Raw genomic sequence first — 18767 nt, forward strand, 5'->3', positions numbered from 1 at the left:
CGAAGTGCACCGGCCTGATCGGAGGCTGGCGCAGTCTAAAGAATGAAAATGACGATTTGCCTGTGAGAGGGGTAGACCCCACTTGCAGTGCAGAGTTTAGACACCGGTCAGGAACAGGCTCTGTGAAAACCATGGAGATGACAGTTCGCGTTCAGCAAGCGGTCATCGGGGTGGGTTTCACAGAGGCTGCTAGCCGCCGGATTTCTTCGCCTTGTAACCCAGCTTGATCAGCTCGGCCAACAGCAACTCGACGTGGTCGCCCTGGATCTCGATGATGCCGTCTTTCAAGGCACCACCGGTGCCACAACGCTTTTTCAGCGTGGTGGCCAACTCCTTCAGGGCGTCTTCAGCCAGGGGCACACCGGTGATGGTGGTCACCGTCTTGCCGCCACGGCCCTTGCTCTCGCGACGTACGCGGGCAATACCATCGCCTTCGGGAATCAGGGTTGTTTTGCAGGTACAGGCATCCACGGGCTGGCGACAGTCCGGGCAATGTCGACCTGCGTCGGTGGAAAATACCAGGCCACCAAGGGCGGCGAAGGATGCGGCTTTTTTGGCCACCGGCAATCCTCTTGGGAGGACAAAGACTGATCGATGGGGTCATCGACCGCGAAGCCCCACTCAGGCAGGGGCAGCGCACTGCACCGCCTGGGCGGCGCAGCTTGAAAAGTCGCGCAGTGTAACGGCAAAAACGCCCCTTGCTAAGGGCCAAATGGCGCCAATTTATGCAACTTTAGCGACGTAGGGCCAAATAACGACGCAACCCTTCCTGCGCGTCCGGGCAATAGGGCTTTTGCTCGGCTTCCTGCAACACGGTTGCCAGTGGCACAAAGCGCGCCTCCATGACTTCTTCCGGCTGGATGTGCAGCGGCCCGTCCCACACGGCCGAGAACGAGGTGCACCAAAGCCGGCTGTCACCGTCTTCGAAGTAGAAATGATCGTGGGCAGTCAGTTCGACGCCACTCACCCCCAATTCCTCCTCCAGCTCCCGGGCCGCCGACTCGGCGTAGGTCTCGTGGGCCGCCACCATCCCGCCCGCCGCCGTGTCCCAGAATCCCGGGTACATGGCTTTGCTCAGGGTGCGCCGGTGCACGCACAGTTCACCGGCAGAGTTGAACAGGAAAATAAAGGTGCAGCGCCCGATCAGCCCGCGCCCGCGCAAATCGGAACGCACCAGGCTGCCGAGCAGGTTGTCCTGCTCGTCGACCCAGGCAATCAATTCAGCGTCGGAGGCGGCACGGTGCGCAGCCTCCCGGGTGGAAGCATCCATCATCAACCCTGGTTCAGGAGCTGACGCAGGTCGATCACTGCAGCGTTGGCCCTGGAAATATAGTTGGCCATGACCAGCGAATGGTTGGCCAATATGCCAAAACCACTGCCATTAAGGATCATCGGGCTCCACACCGGCTCCTGCGAGGCTTCCAGCTCACGAATGATCTGGCGCACGCTCACGGTGGCGTTCTTTTTAGCCAGCACGTCGGCGAAGTCGACTTCAATGGCGCGCAGCAGGTGCGACAGCGCCCAGGCCTGGCCGCGGGCTTCGTAGAACACGTTGTCGATCTGCATCCATGGGGTTTCCACCACTTCTTCGTCGACCTGCGGCACTTCACCCGGCGCCAGCGCTTCGGTTTTCAACGCGGTGTTGAGCTTGACCCGGCCCACACTGGCCGACAGCCGTTGCGACAGCGAACCCAGGCGGGTCGCCACATCACCCAGCCAGTTGTTCAGGTTGTCGGCACGCGCATAGAACAGCGCGCCGCGCTGATTCGGGTCAGACAACCGTGCTTCGTAACGGCTCAGGGAGTTGATGCCTTCCTGGTATTCCGACTCGCTGGACGGCAGCACCCAGCTCTTGTTGTCGAAGTTGAAGCGCGGCTCGGCCTTGGCAAGATCCGCGTCTTCCGCCGACTGCGACTGGGAACGGGCGAAATCCTTGCGCAGGGCGCGGGTCAGGTCACGCACCTGTACCAGCACGCCGTATTCCCAGCTCGGCATGTTGTCCATCCACAGGCCCGGCGGGAACCGGTCGTTGGAAATATAGCCGCCCGGCTTGTTCAACAGGGTGCCGACCACGGTCTTGAGGGTTTCGACGGTGGTGAAGCCCACCACCATCTGCTTGCCTTCCTTCTCGGCGGCAATTTGCGCGTTCTGCTGAACCGGGAACAACGCGGGCTCTTCGCTCCAGTACCAACCCAGGGCACCGGTGACCAACAGGTACAACGCAATCAGCGAGAGCAACGCACGGCTCATCAGCAGGTTACGGAAATAGCTGCGGGGGGCCGACTTGGTCTCGGGGGCCGGGCCCTTTGCACTGCCTGCGCGGTTTTTCCAGTCCAGCATGGCGATATCCTTTCAATCACTTGAGTTCAATAGCTACGACCACAACCCTACCCCATCGTGCCGAGCCGTGCGGCGCTTTTAGTCGGGGTGGCGCGTGCACGCGGCTCGACTATAAAGGATGCACGCTTTTTAAGCCCGCATGACCGGTGGGTCGACAAATGAATAACCAGGACCTCGCAGTTAATTGACGTATGACACTCGTGCAACGGAAAAGAGGTGCTAGCATAGAGCCATCAGTTCGACCTCAGCATGCAGCCTAACTAGTAGTCAGGATATGACCGAGCCAGAAGACCCCAGCCGTGAGCGTCTCAAGCACCATTTTGCCCAGCGGGTAATTCATCAGGCACGTCAAATTCTTGAGATCTGGCAGCGCCTGCAACGCAGCGAATGGTCCACCGCTGACTTGTCCGAGCTCAGTGAGGCCAACCTGCGCCTGCTGCGTTTTGCCGAGCGCTTCGAGCAGCCGGAGCACGGCCAACTGGCGCACCTGATCAGCGCTTCGCTCAAGGCGGTGGACGACAACCGCGGCCGCCTGAGCAGCCACCTGATCACCGAACTCAACCGCTTGATGCAGCGCCTGTCGCGCACCGGCCTGCGCCAGGGCGACCAGTTGGAACAAACCTTCCTGCCGCCGATGCGCAAGCCCATCTACGTGATGCTGGCCGATCATGACCGCGCCGAGCGCCTGGCCAAGCAACTGGAGTTTTTTGGCTTGAGCGCCCAGTCCCTCGACAGCGTGGCGGCGTTTCGCGCATCGATGGCCGAGCGGTTGCCGGCGGCCATCGTGATGGATGTGGATTTCTGCGGCACCGGCCTGGGCCTCAAGCTCGCCGCCGAAGCCCAGGAAGGCCTGGAGCAAAAGCTGCCGCTGCTGTTTTTCAGCCTGCACGAAACCGACACGCCTACCCGCCTGGCGGCCGTGCGCGCCGGCGGCCAGGAGTTCCTCACCGGCACCCTGGAAGCGTCGAGCCTGCTGGAAAAAATCGAAGTGCTGACCTGCGTCGCCCAGTACGAACCCTATAAAGTGCTGATTATCGACGACTCGCGGGCCCAGGCGATGCACACCGAGCGCCTGCTCAACAGCGCCGGCATCGTCACCCGCACCCTGATCGAACCGATCCAGGCCATGGCCGAGCTGGCAGACTTCCAGCCCGACCTGATCATCCTCGACATGTATATGCCAGCCTGCACCGGTACCGAACTGGCCAAGGTGATCCGCCACAACGACCGCTACGTCAGCGTGCCGATCATCTACCTCTCGGCCGAAGACGACCTGGACAAGCAACTGGACGCGATGAGCGAAGGCGGCGACGACTTCCTCACCAAGCCGATCAAGCCACGGCACCTGATCACCACCGTGCGTAACCGTGCAGCCAGGGCGCGCAACCTCAAGGCGCGGATGGTGCGCGACAGCCTCACCGGGCTGTACAACCACACGCACATCCTGCAATTGCTCGAAGACTGCAGCTTCCGCGCACGCCGCGAGGCCAAGCCATTGAGCTTTGCGATGCTCGACATCGACCATTTCAAGCGGGTCAACGACAGCCACGGCCACCCCATGGGCGACCGGGTGATCAAGAGCCTGGCGCTGTTTCTCAAGCAGCGCCTGCGCAAGACCGACTATATAGGCCGCTACGGCGGCGAAGAATTTGCCATCGTGATGCCCGACACCGATCTCGACGCGGCCTGCAAAGTGCTGGACGAAATCCGCGGGCGCTTTGCCGAGATCCACTACCCCGCCCAACCGCAGGATTTGTGGTGCACCTTCAGTGCCGGCGTGGTGCAACTGTGCGACGGCTCCGACAGCCTGATGATGGCGGCCCAGGCTGACGAGGCGCTGTACCGTGCCAAGGACGCCGGGCGTAACCGGGTGATGGCGGCCCGTACACCAAAGCAAAGTGCCACCTTTTCACCGGAATCCACCGAATCCGTCATAACTCTGTAATAGAAACGCAATAACTTCAGGCACTTACTTCTGCTGTCGGTTGAAACCACGCATGCGCCTGAAGCTGCTGACGAATCTGAACACACTCTTGCTGGTCGCCGTTTGCCTGGCCCTGGGCGCGACACTCTGGTGGTCGCAACGCGCCCTGGAACGGCCCTATCTGTTGATGGAGCGCTACCTCGGCCTGTCGCAGACGTTCCAGAACCAGGCCGCGCGCAATATCGATGATTACCTGGCCAGCGGCGACGCCCTGCGCCTGAGTAGCGCCAGCCAGAGCCTGGAAAACCTGTTGCAGCAGCTGGATGAACTGCCGGCAGACCTGGCGCAAAACCTGCGCCCCAGCCTTGTGGACCTGGACACCTTCAGCAAGACCGACCTGCTGGCCGCCGGCAAGCTGGCCGGCGACCCGCAAGCCCTGTTGCTGCAAGCCGAACGCGAACTCGGTGCCAACCTGGAGCAACTGAACCAGTACGCCAGCGGCGTCAGTACGCCCGAGGCGGCGCGCTATCTGCCGCCGTTGTTCGCCGCCTCCCAGCACCTGGCCAAACTTTCCCTGGCCCGCGACAAACTGGTGAGCAGCGGGCGCAGCGAACTGGCCGACGATGTAGAGCGCGAAGTCAGCAACATCCGCAGCCAGGCTGACGTGCTGGGGCTATTGCCATTGCTGGGAGTGACCGCCAGCAGCGAATCCAATACCGACGACTTCTCGGCCATGATGGGCCTGGAAAACACCGAAAAAACCGTGGCCCAGGACACCGGCGTCGACCTCAAGCGCGAGCTCAACAGCCTGCTGACCCGCTACCCCGCCGAACTGAAACGCACCCGCGAGCAAATCCAGCAACGCACCGAACTGGCCACCAGCACCCACCTGAAAATCAACGCCGTGCAGCACGCCATCGCCGGGCTGGAGCCGGTGGTGCGGGCCCAGCATGCCCAGATCCAGGGCGAAGTGCGGCTGATGCAAGGCGTGATGATTGGCCTGATTTTGCTGATTGCGCTGCTGATCGACACCTTGCAGCGGCGCCTGGCGCGGGTGCTGACCAACCTGGCGCCGGCCTTGTCGACGTGGGCCGAAGGCGATTTCAGCCGGCCCATTGCCTTGGGCAAGACCAACCGCGAACTGCACGCTATCGAAGAGTCCCTGAACCGCCTGCGCGCTTATCTGGTGGACCTGGTAGGCACCATCAGAGGCAACGCCGAGCAAGTGGCCGGCAGCAGCAGCGCGCTGGCCGAACTGAGCAGCGGCATGCACGATGGCGCCGAGCGCCAGGCCGGTGACACAGCGCAGATTCGCGATTCCCTGGGCGAACTGGAAGCGACTATCCAGCAGGTGGCCGGCGACGCCAGCCAGGCTGCCGAAGCCAGCCGCAGCGCGGGCCAGGCGGTGGAACAGGGCCAGCGGGTGATCGGCCTGAGCCTGACCGGGTTGCACGCATTGGTCGGCGAAGTGCAGATAAATGCGCAGATGATCGAGAAACTCGCCGAAGAGTCCGCAACCATCGGTGGCGTACTGACGGTGATCCGCTCGATTGCCGACCAGACCAACCTGCTGGCGCTGAACGCCGCCATCGAAGCCGCCCGAGCCGGTGAAGCCGGTCGCGGGTTCGCCGTGGTGGCCGATGAAGTGCGCTCCCTGGCCCAGCGCACCGCTGGCGCCACTGCCGAGATCCAGCACCTGATCGCCGGCCTGCAAACCGCGGCCCGCCAATCGGTAGAGGGCATGCGCGCCCAGGTCGAACACGCCGAAGCCACCGCCGAGCAAGCACAGGCAGCCGACGGCGCGCTGGATGAAATCGTCGGCGCGATCCAGACCATTTCCGACACGGCGGTGCGGATTGCCGATGTCACCGCGCAACAAAGTAGCGCCGTCAGTGAAATCCGCGATAACAGCGAGCGAATCCACCAACTGGGCGAGGAAAACCTGCTACGAATTGGCCAGGGACGCAGCCAGGGCGAGCACTTGCTGGTACTTGGCGGGCAACTCAATACCGCCGTGCAAGCCTTCCGCGTCTGACACACGCCCTGTAGGAGCCGGCTTGCCGGCGATGAGGCCCGCACATTCATCGCCCTACTCACAGACGCCATCGCCGGCAAGCCGGCTCCTACAAATGACCGAATTTGACACCCCGGTCACATATTTTGCGCAATCCTCGCTAATCGTGCTGCCTACTGCATAGAACTGGACAGTCACAAAGCCTTTGCGGCATAGTCGCCGGGTTCTACCGTGCCCACATCAATAACAAGGAACAGCCGATGGCGACCTTACTGGTTCTTCACGGACCCAACCTGAACCTGCTCGGCACCCGCGAACCGGGCGTCTACGGGGCAGTGACCCTCGAACAGATCAACCTCGATCTGGAGCGACGGGCACGTGATGCCGGCCACCATCTGCTTTACCTGCAAAGCAATGCCGAGTACGAATTGATTGATCGCATCCATGCCGCGCGCAGCGAAGGCGTGGATTTTATCCTGATCAATCCCGCCGCTTTTACGCACACAAGCGTTGCATTACGTGACGCGCTGCTGGCGGTGAGCATCCCATTCATCGAAGTGCATTTATCGAACGTGCACAAACGCGAACCTTTCCGCCATCACTCTTACTTCTCCGACGTTGCGGTAGGAGTGATCTGCGGCCTTGGCGCCAGCGGTTACCGACTGGCCCTGGAGGCCGCCCTGGAACAGCTTGAAGACACGGCCAAGCGCCCCTGACCGACCCTTTGGGAGTTGATGATTCATGGATATCCGTAAAGTTAAGAAATTGATCGAACTGCTGGAAGAATCCGGTATCGACGAGCTGGAGATCAAGGAAGGCGAGGAATCCGTACGGATCAGCCGTCACAGCAAGACCCCGGCCCAACAGTTCTACGCACCACAGATGCAAGCGCCGGCGCCTGCGCCAGTGGCTGCCGCTCCGGTTGCAACCGTTGCCGAAGCCCCTGCTGCTCCGAAACTGAACGGTTTTGTGGTCAAGTCGCCAATGGTCGGTACCTTCTACCGCACCCCGGCACCGACTTCGCCAGCTTTTGTTGAAATCGGCCAGACCGTCAAAGTGGGCGACACCATCTGCATCGTTGAAGCGATGAAGATGATGAACCACATCCAGGCTGAAAAAGCCGGTGTGATCGAATCCATCCTGGTAGAAAACGGTCAGCCGGTTGAATTCGACCAACCGCTGTTCACCATCGTTTGAACCGCGGAGAGCCAACGATGTTGAAACCTGCGAAGCTGGAAAAAGTCCTGATCGCCAACCGCGGCGAAATCGCCTTGCGAATCCTGCGTGCTTGCAAGGAAATGGGCATCAAGACCGTCGCGGTGTACTCGACTGCCGACAAAGAGCTGATGCACTTGGGTCTGGCTGACGAGACAGTTTGCATCGGCCCGGCGCCTGCCAACCTGTCTTACCTGCACATCCCGGCGATCATCGCGGCCGCTGAAGTGACTGGCGCTACCGCCATTCACCCAGGCTACGGTTTCCTCGCGGAAAACGCCGATTTCGCCGAACAGGTGGAAAAATCCGGTTTTGCCTTCATCGGCCCGAAAGCCGACACCATTCGCCTGATGGGCGACAAGGTATCGGCCAAGCACGCCATGATCGCAGCCGGCGTGCCAACCGTTCCCGGCTCCGACGGCCCATTGCCTGAAGACCCGGAAACCGCTCTGCGCATTGGTCGCGAAGTCGGTTACCCGGTGATCATCAAGGCCGCTGGCGGCGGCGGTGGTCGCGGCATGCGCGTTGTGCACAAGGAAGAAGACCTGATCGAGGCGGCCAAGCAGACTCGCGAAGAAGCGGGCGCCTGGTTCAGCAACCCGATGGTCTACCTCGAAAAATACCTGACCAACCCACGCCACGTGGAAGTCCAGGTACTTTCCGATGGCCAGGGTCACGCGATTCACCTGGGCGACCGTGACTGCTCGCTGCAGCGTCGCCACCAGAAGGTGCTTGAAGAAGCACCGGCACCGGGCCTGGATGAAACCGCCCGTGCTGAAGTTCTGGCGCGTTGCGTCAAGGCCTGCATCGACATCAACTACCGTGGCGCGGGCACTTTCGAGTTCCTGTACGAGAACGGCCGCTTCTACTTCATCGAGATGAACACTCGTGTGCAGGTAGAGCATCCGGTCTCGGAAATGGTCACCGGTATCGACATCGTCAAGGAGATGTTGAGCATCGCCGCTGGCAACAAGCTGTCGTTTACCCAGGATGATGTGAAGATCCACGGCCACTCGCTCGAGTGCCGGATCAACGCCGAAGACCCGAAAACCTTTATCCCAAGCCCTGGCATGGTCAAGCACTTCCATGCACCCGGCGGCAACGGCGTTCGCGTCGATTCCCACCTGTACAGCGGCTACAAGGTTCCGTCGAACTACGACTCCCTGATCGGCAAGCTGATCACCTGGGGCTCGACCCGCGATGAAGCCATGGCACGCATGCGCAATGCCCTGGACGAAATCGTGGTAGACGGCATCAAGACCAACATCCCGTTGCATCGGGACCTGGTTCGCGATGAAGGCTTCTGCGAAGGTGGTGTGAACATTCACTACCTGGAACACAAGCTGGCTAATCAGTAAGCGAAGTGATCCACCCAACAAAGCCGCCTTCGGGCGGCTTTGTTGTTTCTGGGATACAAAAAACACCACAAAACCTTGTGGGAGCTGGCTTGCCTGCGATGGCGGTGGACCAGTGAGGTAATGCTCCGCTGACACTCCGCTATCGCAGGCAAGCCAGCTCCCACATTTAGCCTGCGTTCAGTCAGTGGTGTCGTCTTCTGCCCGCCGCTCGCGTAAACTTGCGCGCTTTCGCAGCCCCACCCCGCTGCACACTCATTTTTTTCAAAGGTGCCCGCCATGCCTTGGCTGCAAGTCCGTCTCGCCATCAGCCCAGAACAAGCCGAAACCTACGAAGACGCGTTCCTCGAAGTGGGCGCCGTGTCGGTGACCTTCATGGACGCCGAAGACCAGCCGATCTTCGAACCCGAGCTCAACACCACCCCGCTGTGGTCCCACACCCACTTGCTGGCCTTGTTCGAAGACGGCACCGATGCCGCCAGCGTCCTGGCCCATATGGAACTGCTCACCGGCGGCCCGCTGCCGGAGCACCACAGCGAAATCATCGAAGACCAGGACTGGGAACGCAGCTGGATGGACAACTTCCAGCCGATGCGTTTTGGCCAGCGCCTGTGGATCGTGCCGAGCTGGCACGCCGCCCCCGAGCCTGACGCCGTGAACCTGCTGCTGGACCCGGGCCTGGCGTTCGGCACCGGCACTCACCCCACCACCGCCCTGTGCCTGGAATGGCTCGACGGCCAGGACCTGCAAGACTGCAACGTGCTGGACTTCGGCTGCGGCTCGGGGATTCTGGCAATCGCCGCCCTGCTGCTGGGCGCCAAGGAAGCGGTCGGTACCGATATCGACGTGCAAGCCCTGGAAGCCTCCCGCGATAACGCCGGGCGCAATAACATCGCTGAAGAGAAATTCCCGCTGTACCTGCCGGAGCAATTGCCCCAGGTGCAAGCCGACGTGCTGGTGGCCAACATTCTCGCCGGGCCGCTGGTGGCCCTGGCACCGCAGCTGTCGAGCCTGGTCAAACCGGGCGGGCGCCTGGCGCTGTCGGGTATCCTCGCCGAACAGGGTGACGACGTTGCCGCCGCCTACGCCCAGGATTTTGAGCTGGACCCGATCGCCAACCGCGATGGCTGGGTACGCATCAGTGGTCGTCGGCGCTAGAATGATCGCCTGCATGAATCGGATGGCCGCATGACCGACAGTTTCGTCACCCAGTGCCCACACTGCCAAGCACGCTTTCGCGTCAGCCACGCTCAATTGAGTGTGGCCCGTGGCGTGGTGCGCTGCGGCTCATGCCTGCAAGTGTTCAACGCCGCGCGCCAACTGCTGGAGCAACGCGCCAGTGCGCCCGCGCCCCAGCCACCGGCAGCGGTAGAACCGCCACCCGAGGCGCCACGGGCCATCAGCCAAAAGCAATGGACCGCCGAAGAGCTGGACCTGGACAATTTGGACCTGGACGAAGAACTGGCCAAGCTGGAACGTCGCGAGATCCAGCACACACAGCCCGTGGGTGCAGACCGTCGCCAACACGGCGCCGACCGCCGTCAAAAAGAAGACGCCCTCAGCGCCAGCCGTGATACGGCCAAGGCCGAGGAAGAGCAATGGGCCGCCAGCCTGTTCAGTGAGCCGCGCGATGAACGGGCGCAAGCCCCGCAACCACCCGACGGCGAACCGCAACCCGCCAAGGCAGCACCCGGCAAACCCAAGCGCACCGAGCCCTCGATGTCGTTTGAAGCCGTTGAGCCGGACGACGAGCCGCCGCTGCACGCAAGCACCGCCGATGACGAACTCGACCCACCGGTAACCGCCGAAACAGTCGAGCCCGAACCCGAACAACCCGAACGCCCGCAGCCCAAACGCAAGCGCCCTCGCCCCGAGGCCAGCGCCCACGACGACATGCTGCAAGACCTGGAAGACGACCCGCTGCACCTGTACTCCCAGAAGCGCTCCTCCGGCTGGGGTCGCCGCCTGTTGTGGGGCCTGCTGGTGCTGCTGGCCGCCGCCGGCCTGGCGGGACAATACATCGCCTACCAATTCGACGACCTGGCACGCCAGGACGCTTACCGTCCGTGGTTCCAGGAACTGTGCCCAAAACTGGGCTGCACCGTGCCATCACGCGTCGATATCGCCCACATCAAGAGCAGCAACCTGGTGGTGCGCAGCCACCCGGAGTTTGCCGGCGCCCTGGTGGTGGACGCGATCATCTATAACCGCGCGACATTCTCCCAACCGTTCCCGCTGCTGGAGCTACGCTTTGCCGACATGAACGGGAGCATGATCGCCAGTCGTCGCTTCAAGCCCGCCGAGTACCTCAGCGGCGAGTTGGCAGGCCAGACCGAGATGCCCTCGCAGACGCCGATCCACATTGCCCTGGACATCCTCGACCCGGGCAACAAAGCGGTGAATTACAGCCTGAGCTTCCACTCTCCCGAGTGAAACGGTTCACCGGCCGGGGTTTGACGGCAGATTATTGACTGCGCCGCCCTGGACCAAACCGGCGGCGATAAGAAAATAACTGTTCAGATTTTATCCAATTCAGCCTTTATCCAGTCATCGAGAGCGGGTATCATGCCAACCCTTTTTCGAACTCTAATGATCCGGCCCCACAACAGGGAAGTCCTATGTCGGCGGTACGCATCGGCCCATACACATTGCACAACGGCTTGATCCTCGCCCCGATGGCGGGCGTCACCGACCAGCCCTTTCGTCAGCTTTGCAAGCGTTTGGGCGCAGGGCTTGTAGTCTCGGAAATGGTCACCAGCGACATGAGCTTGTGGAACACCCGCAAATCGCGGATGCGCATGATCCACGAAGGTGATCCCGAGCCCCGCTCGGTACAGATCGCCGGTGGTGATGCGCAGATGCTGGCGGACGCGGCCCGGGCCAACGTGGAGTTGGGCGCGCAGATTATTGATATCAACATGGGGTGCCCGGCCAAGAAGGTCTGTAACAAGGCCGCAGGCTCTGCGCTGTTGAAGGATGAGCAGTTGGTGAGCGAGATCCTGCATGCCGTTGTCGCTGCAGTGGATGTGCCGGTCACCCTGAAGATCCGCACCGGCTGGGACCGGGACAACAAAAATGGCCTGACGGTGGCGAAGATCGCCGAGCAGGCGGGCATTACAGCGCTGGCGGTGCATGGCCGCACCCGCGCCGACCTTTACACCGGTGAAGCCGAGTACGACACCATTGCCGCGATCAAGCAGGCGGTGTCGATTCCCGTCTTTGCCAACGGCGACATCGATTCAGCCGAGAAAGCCCGGCGCGTGCTGCACGCGACCGGCGCCGATGGCCTGTTGATTGGCCGGGCTGCCCAGGGGCGGCCGTGGATTTTCCGTGAGATCGAGCATTTTCTGCGTACCGGCGAAGTATTGCCGGCACCGGAGCTGATCGAGGTGGAACGTATTCTGCTAGAGCATCTGGCCGCCCTGCACGCCTTCTACGGAGACGTGATGGGAGTACGCATTGCTCGCAAGCATGTGGGCTGGTATCTCGCAACCTTGCCGGGCGCCAGGGAGTTTCGCGCCCACTTCAATCGTTTGGATGATACGGAAGCACAGTGCGCCAACGTTCGTGAATTCTTTTGCGAGCGTTACAAGAGCCTGGTGACAGGGGACGGAGAAGGGGTGGCCGCATGACGATGATGACCGAGACTTTAGTGAGTGGAACAACACCCGTGAGCGACAACGTCAATTTGAAACAGCACCTCAACACGCCGAGCGAAGAAGGCCAGACCCTTCGCGGGAGTGTCGAGAAGGCGCTGCACAATTATTTCGCCCACCTTGAGGGCGCTGCCGTCACGGACGTGTACAACCTGGTGCTCTCCGAAGTCGAAGCGCCGTTGCTCGAAAGCGTGATGAACTACGTCAAGGGCAACCAGACCAAGGCCAGTGAGCTGCTGGGCCTTAACCGTGGCACGCTGCGCAAGAAACTCAAGCAGTACGATTTGCTGTAAGCATTCAATCAAACCAGAAAGGCGCCCGCGTAAAAACGGACGCCTTTTTTGCTGACTCCTTTGCTTTTGATGGAAATTGAAATGACCGACCAGACTACCCGCCTGCCGATCCGCCGCGCCTTGATCAGTGTCTCCGACAAGACCGGGATCCTCGAATTTGCCCGGGAGCTGGAAGCCCTGGGCGTGGAGATTCTTTCCACCGGCGGGACCTTCAAACTGCTGCAGGACAACGGCGTGGCCGCAGTGGAAGTGGCGGACTACACCGGTTTCGCAGAAATGATGGACGGTCGGGTCAAGACCCTGCACCCGAAAATCCACGGCGGGATCCTCGGTCGTCGCGGTATCGACGACGCCATCATGACCGAACACGGCATCAAGCCGATCGACCTGGTGGCCGTTAACCTGTACCCGTTCCAAGCCACCATCGACAAGCCAGGCTGCGACCTGCCGACCGCCATCGAAAACATCGACATCGGCGGCCCGACCATGGTTCGCTCGGCAGCCAAGAACCACAAAGACGTGGCCATCGTGGTGAACGCCAGCGACTACGCCAACGTGCTGGAAAGCCTGAAAGCCGGCGGCCTGACCTACGCCCAGCGCTTCGACCTGATGCTCAAGGCCTTCGAACACACCGCCGCCTACGACGGCATGATCGCCAACTACATGGGCACCGTGAACCAGGCGGCTGAAACCCTCAGCACAGAAGGCCGCAGCCAGTTCCCGCGCACCTTCAACAGCCAGTTCATCAAGGCTCAGGAAATGCGCTACGGCGAGAACCCGCACCAGAGCGCGGCGTTCTACGTTGAAGCCAAACCGGCCGAAGTCGGGATCGCCACCGCGACCCAACTGCAAGGCAAAGAGCTGTCCTATAACAACGTGGCCGACACCGACGCCGCGCTGGAATGTGTGAAGAGCTTCGTCAAGCCAGCCTGCGTAATCGTCAAGCACGCTAACCCGTGCGGCGTGGCCGTAAGCCCGGACGCCGAAGGCGGTATCCGCCAGGCGTACGAACTGGCCTACGCCACCGACACCGAGTCGGCCTTCGGCGGCATCATCGCGTTCAACCGTGAACTGGACGCCGAGACCGCCAAGGCAATCGTCGAGCGTCAGTTCGTTGAAGTGATCATTGCCCCGTCCGTCAGCGAAGAGGCCCGCGCCATCGTCGCAGCCAAGGCCAATGTGCGCCTGCTGGCCTGCGGCGAATGGTCGGCTGACCGTGCCGCAGCCTGGGACTACAAGCGCGTCAACGGCGGCTTGCTGGTACAGAGCCGCGACATCGGCATGATCGGCAGCGAAGACCTGAAGGTGGTGACCAAGCGCGCCCCGACCGAACAGGAAATCAACGACCTGATCTTCGCCTGGAAAGTCGCCAAGTACGTTAAATCCAACGCCATTGTCTACGCCAAGAACCGCCAGACCATCGGTGTCGGCGCCGGCCAGATGAGCCGTGTCAACTCGGCACGTATCGCTGCGATCAAGGCCGAGCACGCCGGCCTGCAGGTGCAGGGTTCGGTGATGGCATCGGATGCATTCTTCCCGTTCCGTGATGGCCTGGACAACGCCGCGAAAGCCGGTGTGACCGCCGTGATCCAACCGGGCGGCTCGATGCGTGATGCAGAAGTGATTGCAGCGGCGGATGAAGCCGGCATCGCCATGGTCTTCACTGGCATGCGTCACTTCCGCCACTGATCCAATTGACTGGTGGGCACCAGCTCCCACAGAAAAGCCCCCCACTGTGGTCTTCAGAATTCAGCGTCATCCGAGGTTTTTGAAATGAATGTTTTGATCATTGGCAGCGGTGGCCGTGAACACGCCCTGGCCTGGAAAGTTGCCCAGGACCCGCGCGTCCAGAAAGTTTTCGTCGCACCCGGCAATGCCGGCACCGCCATTGAAGCCAAGTGCGAAAACGTCGCCATCGACGTATTGGCCCTTGAGCAGTTGGCAGATTTCGCAGAGAAAAACGTGTCCCTGACCATCGTCGGTCCGGAAGTACCCTTGGTTGCCGGCGTGGTGGACCTGTTCCGCAGCCGTAACCTGGACTGCTTCGGCCCAACCGCCGGCGCGGCCCAGCTGGAAGGTTCGAAAGCGTTCACCAAGGATTTCCTGGCGCGCCACAAGATCCCGACTGCCGACTACCAGAACTTCACCGAGATCGAGCCAGCCCTGGCTTACCTGCGCGAAGTCGGTGCACCGATCGTGATCAAGGCCGACGGCCTTGCCGCCGGTAAAGGCGTGATCGTGGCCATGACCCTGGCCGAAGCCGAAGACGCCGTGCGCGACATGCTCGCCGGCAACGCGTTTGGCGAAGCCGGTTCGCGCGTAGTAATCGAAGAGTTCCTCGACGGCGAAGAAGCCAGTTTCATCGTGATGGTCGACGGCAAGAACGTGTTGCCGATGGCCACCAGCCAGGACCACAAACGTGTGGGCGACGGCGACAGCGGCCCGAACACCGGCGGCATGGGTGCTTACTCTCCCGCCCCGGTAGTTACCGCGCAAGTGCACAAACGTGTGATGGACCTGGTGATCTGGCCAACCGTGCGCGGCATGGCGGATGAAGGCAATGTGTACACCGGTTTCCTGTACGCCGGCTTGATGATCGACAAGGCCGGCAACCCGAAAGTCATCGAGTTCAACTGCCGCTTCGGCGATCCGGAAACTCAACCGATCATGCTGCGCCTGCAATCGAGCCTGGTGCTGTTGGTGGAAGCAGCATTGGCCCAGGCCCTGGACAAGGTCGAAGCCCAGTGGGACCCACGCCCAAGCGTCGGCATCGTGCTGGCCGCCGGCGGCTACCCGGCCGACTACGCCAAGGGCGATGTGATTGAAGGTCTGGATGCGGCTGCTACGCTGGAAGGCAAGGTGTTCCATGCGGGCACCGCGCTCAAGGATGGCAAGGTGGTCACCGCCGGTGGTCGCGTGTTGTGCGCAACCGCCATGGGCAGCAGTGTAGATACTGCCCAGCAACAGGCTTACAGACTGGCGGCGAAGATCGACTGGAAGGGCTGCTTCTACCGCACCGACATTGGCTACCGTGCCATTGCCCGCGAGCGTGGCGAGAGTCAGTAAACAGCTATCCGTTCGGTTAGGCAGGGGCCCTTGGCCCTTGCCCTACGCTTGTGGCCCCGCGCATAGTTATACCCATGCATCAACCTACGAAGGGATTTCGCCGTGCGCTGGCTCAGGATCGCCATAGGTTTCACTGTCAGTCTGCTGACCTTGCTCTGCTTGCTACCGGCCCAGGCCGCCGCACAAGGCAGTGGCTGGGCGGTATTGCTTGATGAACAGGCCGATCTGCAACTGAGCGATATCCGCTCGCCCCGCTACATCAATCAATTCAGCCCCATCGAACTCGACCGGATTACCGCCGCGCAACCGGACGGCGCGCTGTGGGTACGCTTCAGGCTGCAACCTGGCAAGCACGAGCAAGTGCTGCGGGTATTCGCCCCTGACCTGTCACACCTGAACCTGTACGTGCTCGACGGCGACACCCTGGTGGAGCAACAAGCCACCGGCACCCGCCAACCCCAGGCCGAGCGCCCGCTGCCCAGCAGCGACTTCATGCTGCCGATGCCGCAAAGCCAGAAGCCGCTGGATGTGTACCTGCGCATGGTCTCGGAACACGAGCTGCGCCCGTACATCACCCTGGAGCCCGCGGTGCTGGCCGCGGCCAACCAGAACCAGACGCTGATCTACGGGCTGCTGTTCGGCTGCCTGGTGATGCTGATCCTGCACAACCTGACCCGCTACGCCTACCATCGCTCCCGCAGCAGCCTGTGGCTTGCCGCCTGCGAGCTACTGTTACTGCTCAGTTTGGCGCTATTGCTCAATGTGGTGGGGCCGTGGCTGCCGAACTGGCACGCGATACAAACCCCCGGCGCCTACCTCGCCCTGCTGCTGACGGCGCCGTGCGGGCTGATGTTTGCCTACCGCTTCTTTGCGCCCCTGGGCCCGCATCCGCTGAACAAACTGTTGATGGCCGACATCCTGCTGATCGTCCTGACCGGCCTGTTGCTGCTGTTCGTCAACACCCTGCCCCTGAACATCATCACCTACGCCCTGGTGGCGCTGGCCGGGTTGAGCATGCTGTTTGTCTCGGCCTATCATTGGCAAAAAGGTTATCGCCCGGCGCGGCTGTTCATGCTGGCGATGGTGATCTTCAACATCGGCACGCTGATTATCCTGCCGGCGTTGCTGGGCCTGACGTTGGTGGCGCCGCAAGGCTTGATCGTCACCCTGCTCGGTTTTATCTGCCTCAGCGGCCTGTTGATGAGCCTGGCCCTGGGCGAACGCCAGCGCGCCATCACCGAAGACAACTTCAGCCTCAGCCGCGACCTGGCCGCCAGCAATGCCGAGATCGCCGCCAAGGCCGAGTTCCTGGCCAAGATCAGCCACGAAATCCGCACGCCCATGAACGGCGTGCTGGGCATGACCGAATTGCTGTTGGGCACGCCGCTGTCGGTCAAGCAGCGCGACTACGTGCAAACCATCCACAGCGCCGGCAATGAACTGCTCACGCTGATCAACGAGATTCTCGACATCTCCAAGCTCGAATCCGGGCAGATCGAGCTGGACGACGTGCAGTTCGACCTCAACGCGCTGATCGAAGACTGCCTGAGTATTTTCCGCGCCAAGGCCGAGCAGCAGAACGTCGAGCTGATCAGCTTTATCCAGCCACAAGTGCCACGGGTGATCAGCGGCGACCCGACACGCCTGCGCCAGGCGCTGTTGAGCCTGCTGGAAAACGCCCTGCAAAAAACCGATGAAGGCGAAGTGCTGATCGTCGTGGCGCTGGATGAGCGCAGCAGCAAACCGCGCCTGCGCATTGCCGTGCAAGACAGCGGCCTGCCGATGGAGGCCGCCGAGCGCGACGCGCTGTTGCACAGCGAATTGCACAGCAAGAACTTCCTGTCTGCCACCCGCTTGAGTGGCCATCTGGGCCTGGTAATCGCCCGCCAGTTGATCCTGTTGATGAACGGCGAGTTCGGCATCAAGAGTGGCAGCCAACAGGGCAGCACCCTGTGGCTGACCTTGCCGCTGGACCCGGAACGCCTGGAACACCCGACCTCCGACCTCGACGGCCCGCTCAAGGGCGCGCGCGTGCTGGTGGTGGACGACAACGACACCTGCCGCAAAGTGCTGGTGCAGCAATGCACTGCCTGGGGCCTGAACGTGAGTGCCGTGCCTTCGGGCAAGGAAGCGCTGGCGCTGCTGCGCACCAAGGCACACCTGCGGGACTACTTCGACGTGGTGCTGCTGGACCAGAACATGCCCGGCATGACCGGCATGCAACTGGCAGCGAAGATCAAGGAAGACCCGAGCCTGAACCACGACATATTGCTGATCATGCTCACCGGCATCAGCAATGCGCCGAGCAAGATCATCGCGCGCAACTGCGGGATCAAGCGCATCCTCGCCAAACCCGTGGCCGGCTACACCCTCAAGACCACCCTGGCCGACGAGCTGACTCAACGCAGCAAGGGCTCGGTGCAGCCTCGCCAGCCAGCGATCAGCGCACCGGCGCCCGTGACGGTGCCGAGTGATTTCCGGATTCTGGTGGCGGAAGACAACAGCATCTCCACCAAGGTGATTCGCGGCATGCTTGGCAAGCTCAACCTGCAGCCCGACACCGCCAGCAACGGCGAAGAAGCCTTGCAGGCGATGAAGGCCCAGCGCTACGACCTGGTGTTGATGGACTGTGAAATGCCGATCCTCGATGGCTTCTCTGCCACCCAGCAACTGCGGGCGTGGGAAGTCGGCAACCAGCGCATTCGTACGCCGATCGTGGCACTGACAGCGCACATTCTGTCGGAACATAAAGAGCGTGCACGCCAGGCCGGGATGGATGGGCATATGGCCAAGCCGGTGGAGCTGTCGCAGTTGCGCGAGCTGGTGGAGTATTGGGTTGCGCAGCGCCAACAGCGGCCAGAGCACGCACCTACCTGACCCGAAACAGGATCTCCCTGTGGTAGC

14 protein-coding genes and 1 pseudogene are annotated in these 18767 nt (G+C 61.8%); 12 read left to right on the plus strand and 3 right to left on the minus strand.

Annotated elements, in window-relative coordinates; all coding sequences use genetic code 11:
- Positions 1-189 precede the first annotated feature (189 nt).
- The 3 genes from ACZRN6_RS17765 to ACZRN6_RS17775 all read right to left on the minus strand — a co-directional run bounded on the left by ACZRN6_RS17765 (position 190) and on the right by ACZRN6_RS17775 (position 2340).
- Entirely contained in the window at positions 190-561 is a 372-nt protein-coding gene (locus ACZRN6_RS17765) for a translation initiation factor Sui1 (RefSeq protein ID WP_167664869.1), read from the minus strand.
- Between the two features lie 172 nt (positions 562-733).
- A complete protein-coding gene (locus tag ACZRN6_RS17770) occupies positions 734-1270 on the minus strand; it encodes an NUDIX hydrolase (protein ID WP_322143061.1) in 537 nt (178 codons plus the stop codon).
- A 2-nt stretch (positions 1271-1272) separates the two neighbouring features.
- Positions 1273-2340 (minus strand): DUF2333 family protein, encoded by a 1068-nt coding sequence (locus ACZRN6_RS17775; RefSeq protein ID WP_322143060.1) that lies wholly within the window; start codon positions 2338-2340, stop codon positions 1273-1275.
- A 274-nt stretch (positions 2341-2614) separates the two neighbouring features.
- Between ACZRN6_RS17775 and ACZRN6_RS17780 the strand changes: the two genes are divergently transcribed.
- From ACZRN6_RS17780 to ACZRN6_RS17835, 12 genes and pseudogenes are all read left to right on the plus strand, one after another.
- Positions 2615-4285, plus strand: coding sequence for a PleD family two-component system response regulator (locus ACZRN6_RS17780; RefSeq protein ID WP_322143059.1), 1671 nt, complete (start codon positions 2615-2617; stop codon positions 4283-4285).
- A 1507-nt stretch (positions 4286-5792) separates the two neighbouring features.
- Positions 5793-6299 (plus strand): annotated as a pseudogene (locus ACZRN6_RS17785) (methyl-accepting chemotaxis protein); the annotation flags it as partial.
- A 239-nt stretch (positions 6300-6538) separates the two neighbouring features.
- Positions 6539-6994 (plus strand): type II 3-dehydroquinate dehydratase, encoded by a 456-nt coding sequence (aroQ, locus tag ACZRN6_RS17790; RefSeq protein WP_003217307.1) that lies wholly within the window; start codon positions 6539-6541, stop codon positions 6992-6994.
- A gap of 25 nt (positions 6995-7019) precedes the next feature.
- A complete protein-coding gene (gene accB / locus ACZRN6_RS17795; protein WP_088424725.1) occupies positions 7020-7475 on the plus strand; it encodes an acetyl-CoA carboxylase biotin carboxyl carrier protein in 456 nt (151 codons plus the stop codon).
- A gap of 17 nt (positions 7476-7492) precedes the next feature.
- Positions 7493-8851 carry an acetyl-CoA carboxylase biotin carboxylase subunit gene (gene accC / locus ACZRN6_RS17800; protein WP_322143057.1) on the plus strand — a complete coding sequence of 453 codons (1359 nt, stop codon included), beginning with the start codon at positions 7493-7495 and terminating at the stop codon, positions 8849-8851.
- 276 nt (positions 8852-9127) lie between these two features.
- On the plus strand, positions 9128-10006 hold the full coding sequence (gene prmA / locus ACZRN6_RS17805) for a 50S ribosomal protein L11 methyltransferase (protein WP_464008413.1): 879 nt from the start codon (positions 9128-9130) through the stop codon (positions 10004-10006).
- A gap of 30 nt (positions 10007-10036) precedes the next feature.
- Positions 10037-11281: a DUF3426 domain-containing protein gene (locus ACZRN6_RS17810; protein WP_464008414.1), complete on the plus strand. Its 1245-nt coding sequence runs from the start codon at positions 10037-10039 to the stop codon at positions 11279-11281.
- Between the two features lie 185 nt (positions 11282-11466).
- The gene (gene dusB / locus ACZRN6_RS17815) at positions 11467-12480 is read left to right on the plus strand and encodes a tRNA dihydrouridine synthase DusB (RefSeq protein ID WP_010174025.1); all 1014 of its coding nucleotides are present in this window, start codon (positions 11467-11469) and stop codon (positions 12478-12480) included.
- A complete protein-coding gene (fis, locus tag ACZRN6_RS17820) occupies positions 12477-12797 on the plus strand; it encodes a DNA-binding transcriptional regulator Fis (protein ID WP_003186237.1) in 321 nt (106 codons plus the stop codon). Before dusB ends, fis begins: the two co-directional genes overlap by 4 nt.
- Positions 12798-12878: 81 nt before the next feature.
- Complete coding sequence (gene purH / locus ACZRN6_RS17825; protein WP_464008415.1) at positions 12879-14486, plus strand: bifunctional phosphoribosylaminoimidazolecarboxamide formyltransferase/IMP cyclohydrolase; 1608 nt, start codon at positions 12879-12881, stop codon at positions 14484-14486.
- An 84-nt stretch (positions 14487-14570) separates the two neighbouring features.
- The gene (gene purD, locus ACZRN6_RS17830) at positions 14571-15863 is read left to right on the plus strand and encodes a phosphoribosylamine--glycine ligase (RefSeq protein ID WP_322143053.1); all 1293 of its coding nucleotides are present in this window, start codon (positions 14571-14573) and stop codon (positions 15861-15863) included.
- Between the two features lie 102 nt (positions 15864-15965).
- On the plus strand, positions 15966-18740 hold the full coding sequence (locus tag ACZRN6_RS17835; protein ID WP_322143052.1) for a hybrid sensor histidine kinase/response regulator: 2775 nt from the start codon (positions 15966-15968) through the stop codon (positions 18738-18740).
- Positions 18741-18767: the final 27 nt, after the last annotated feature.

It is taken from the genome of Pseudomonas sp. A125 (assembly GCF_055409485.1).

Coding starts and splice junctions, on each gene's coding strand:
- prmA (WP_464008413.1), top strand. CDS start 9,128: ATGCCTTGGCTGCAAGTCCGTCTCGCCATCAGCCCAGAACAAGCCGAA.
- ACZRN6_RS17780 (WP_322143059.1), top strand. CDS start 2,615: ATGACCGAGCCAGAAGACCCCAGCCGTGAGCGTCTCAAGCACCATTTT.
- purD (WP_322143053.1), top strand. CDS start 14,571: ATGAATGTTTTGATCATTGGCAGCGGTGGCCGTGAACACGCCCTGGCC.
- ACZRN6_RS17775 (WP_322143060.1), bottom strand. CDS start 2,340: ATGCTGGACTGGAAAAACCGCGCAGGCAGTGCAAAGGGCCCGGCCCCC.
- accB (WP_088424725.1), top strand. CDS start 7,020: ATGGATATCCGTAAAGTTAAGAAATTGATCGAACTGCTGGAAGAATCC.
- accC (WP_322143057.1), top strand. CDS start 7,493: ATGTTGAAACCTGCGAAGCTGGAAAAAGTCCTGATCGCCAACCGCGGC.
- fis (WP_003186237.1), top strand. CDS start 12,477: ATGACGATGATGACCGAGACTTTAGTGAGTGGAACAACACCCGTGAGC.
- purH (WP_464008415.1), top strand. CDS start 12,879: ATGACCGACCAGACTACCCGCCTGCCGATCCGCCGCGCCTTGATCAGT.
- dusB (WP_010174025.1), top strand. CDS start 11,467: ATGTCGGCGGTACGCATCGGCCCATACACATTGCACAACGGCTTGATC.
- ACZRN6_RS17810 (WP_464008414.1), top strand. CDS start 10,037: ATGACCGACAGTTTCGTCACCCAGTGCCCACACTGCCAAGCACGCTTT.
- ACZRN6_RS17770 (WP_322143061.1), bottom strand. CDS start 1,270: ATGGATGCTTCCACCCGGGAGGCTGCGCACCGTGCCGCCTCCGACGCT.
- aroQ (WP_003217307.1), top strand. CDS start 6,539: ATGGCGACCTTACTGGTTCTTCACGGACCCAACCTGAACCTGCTCGGC.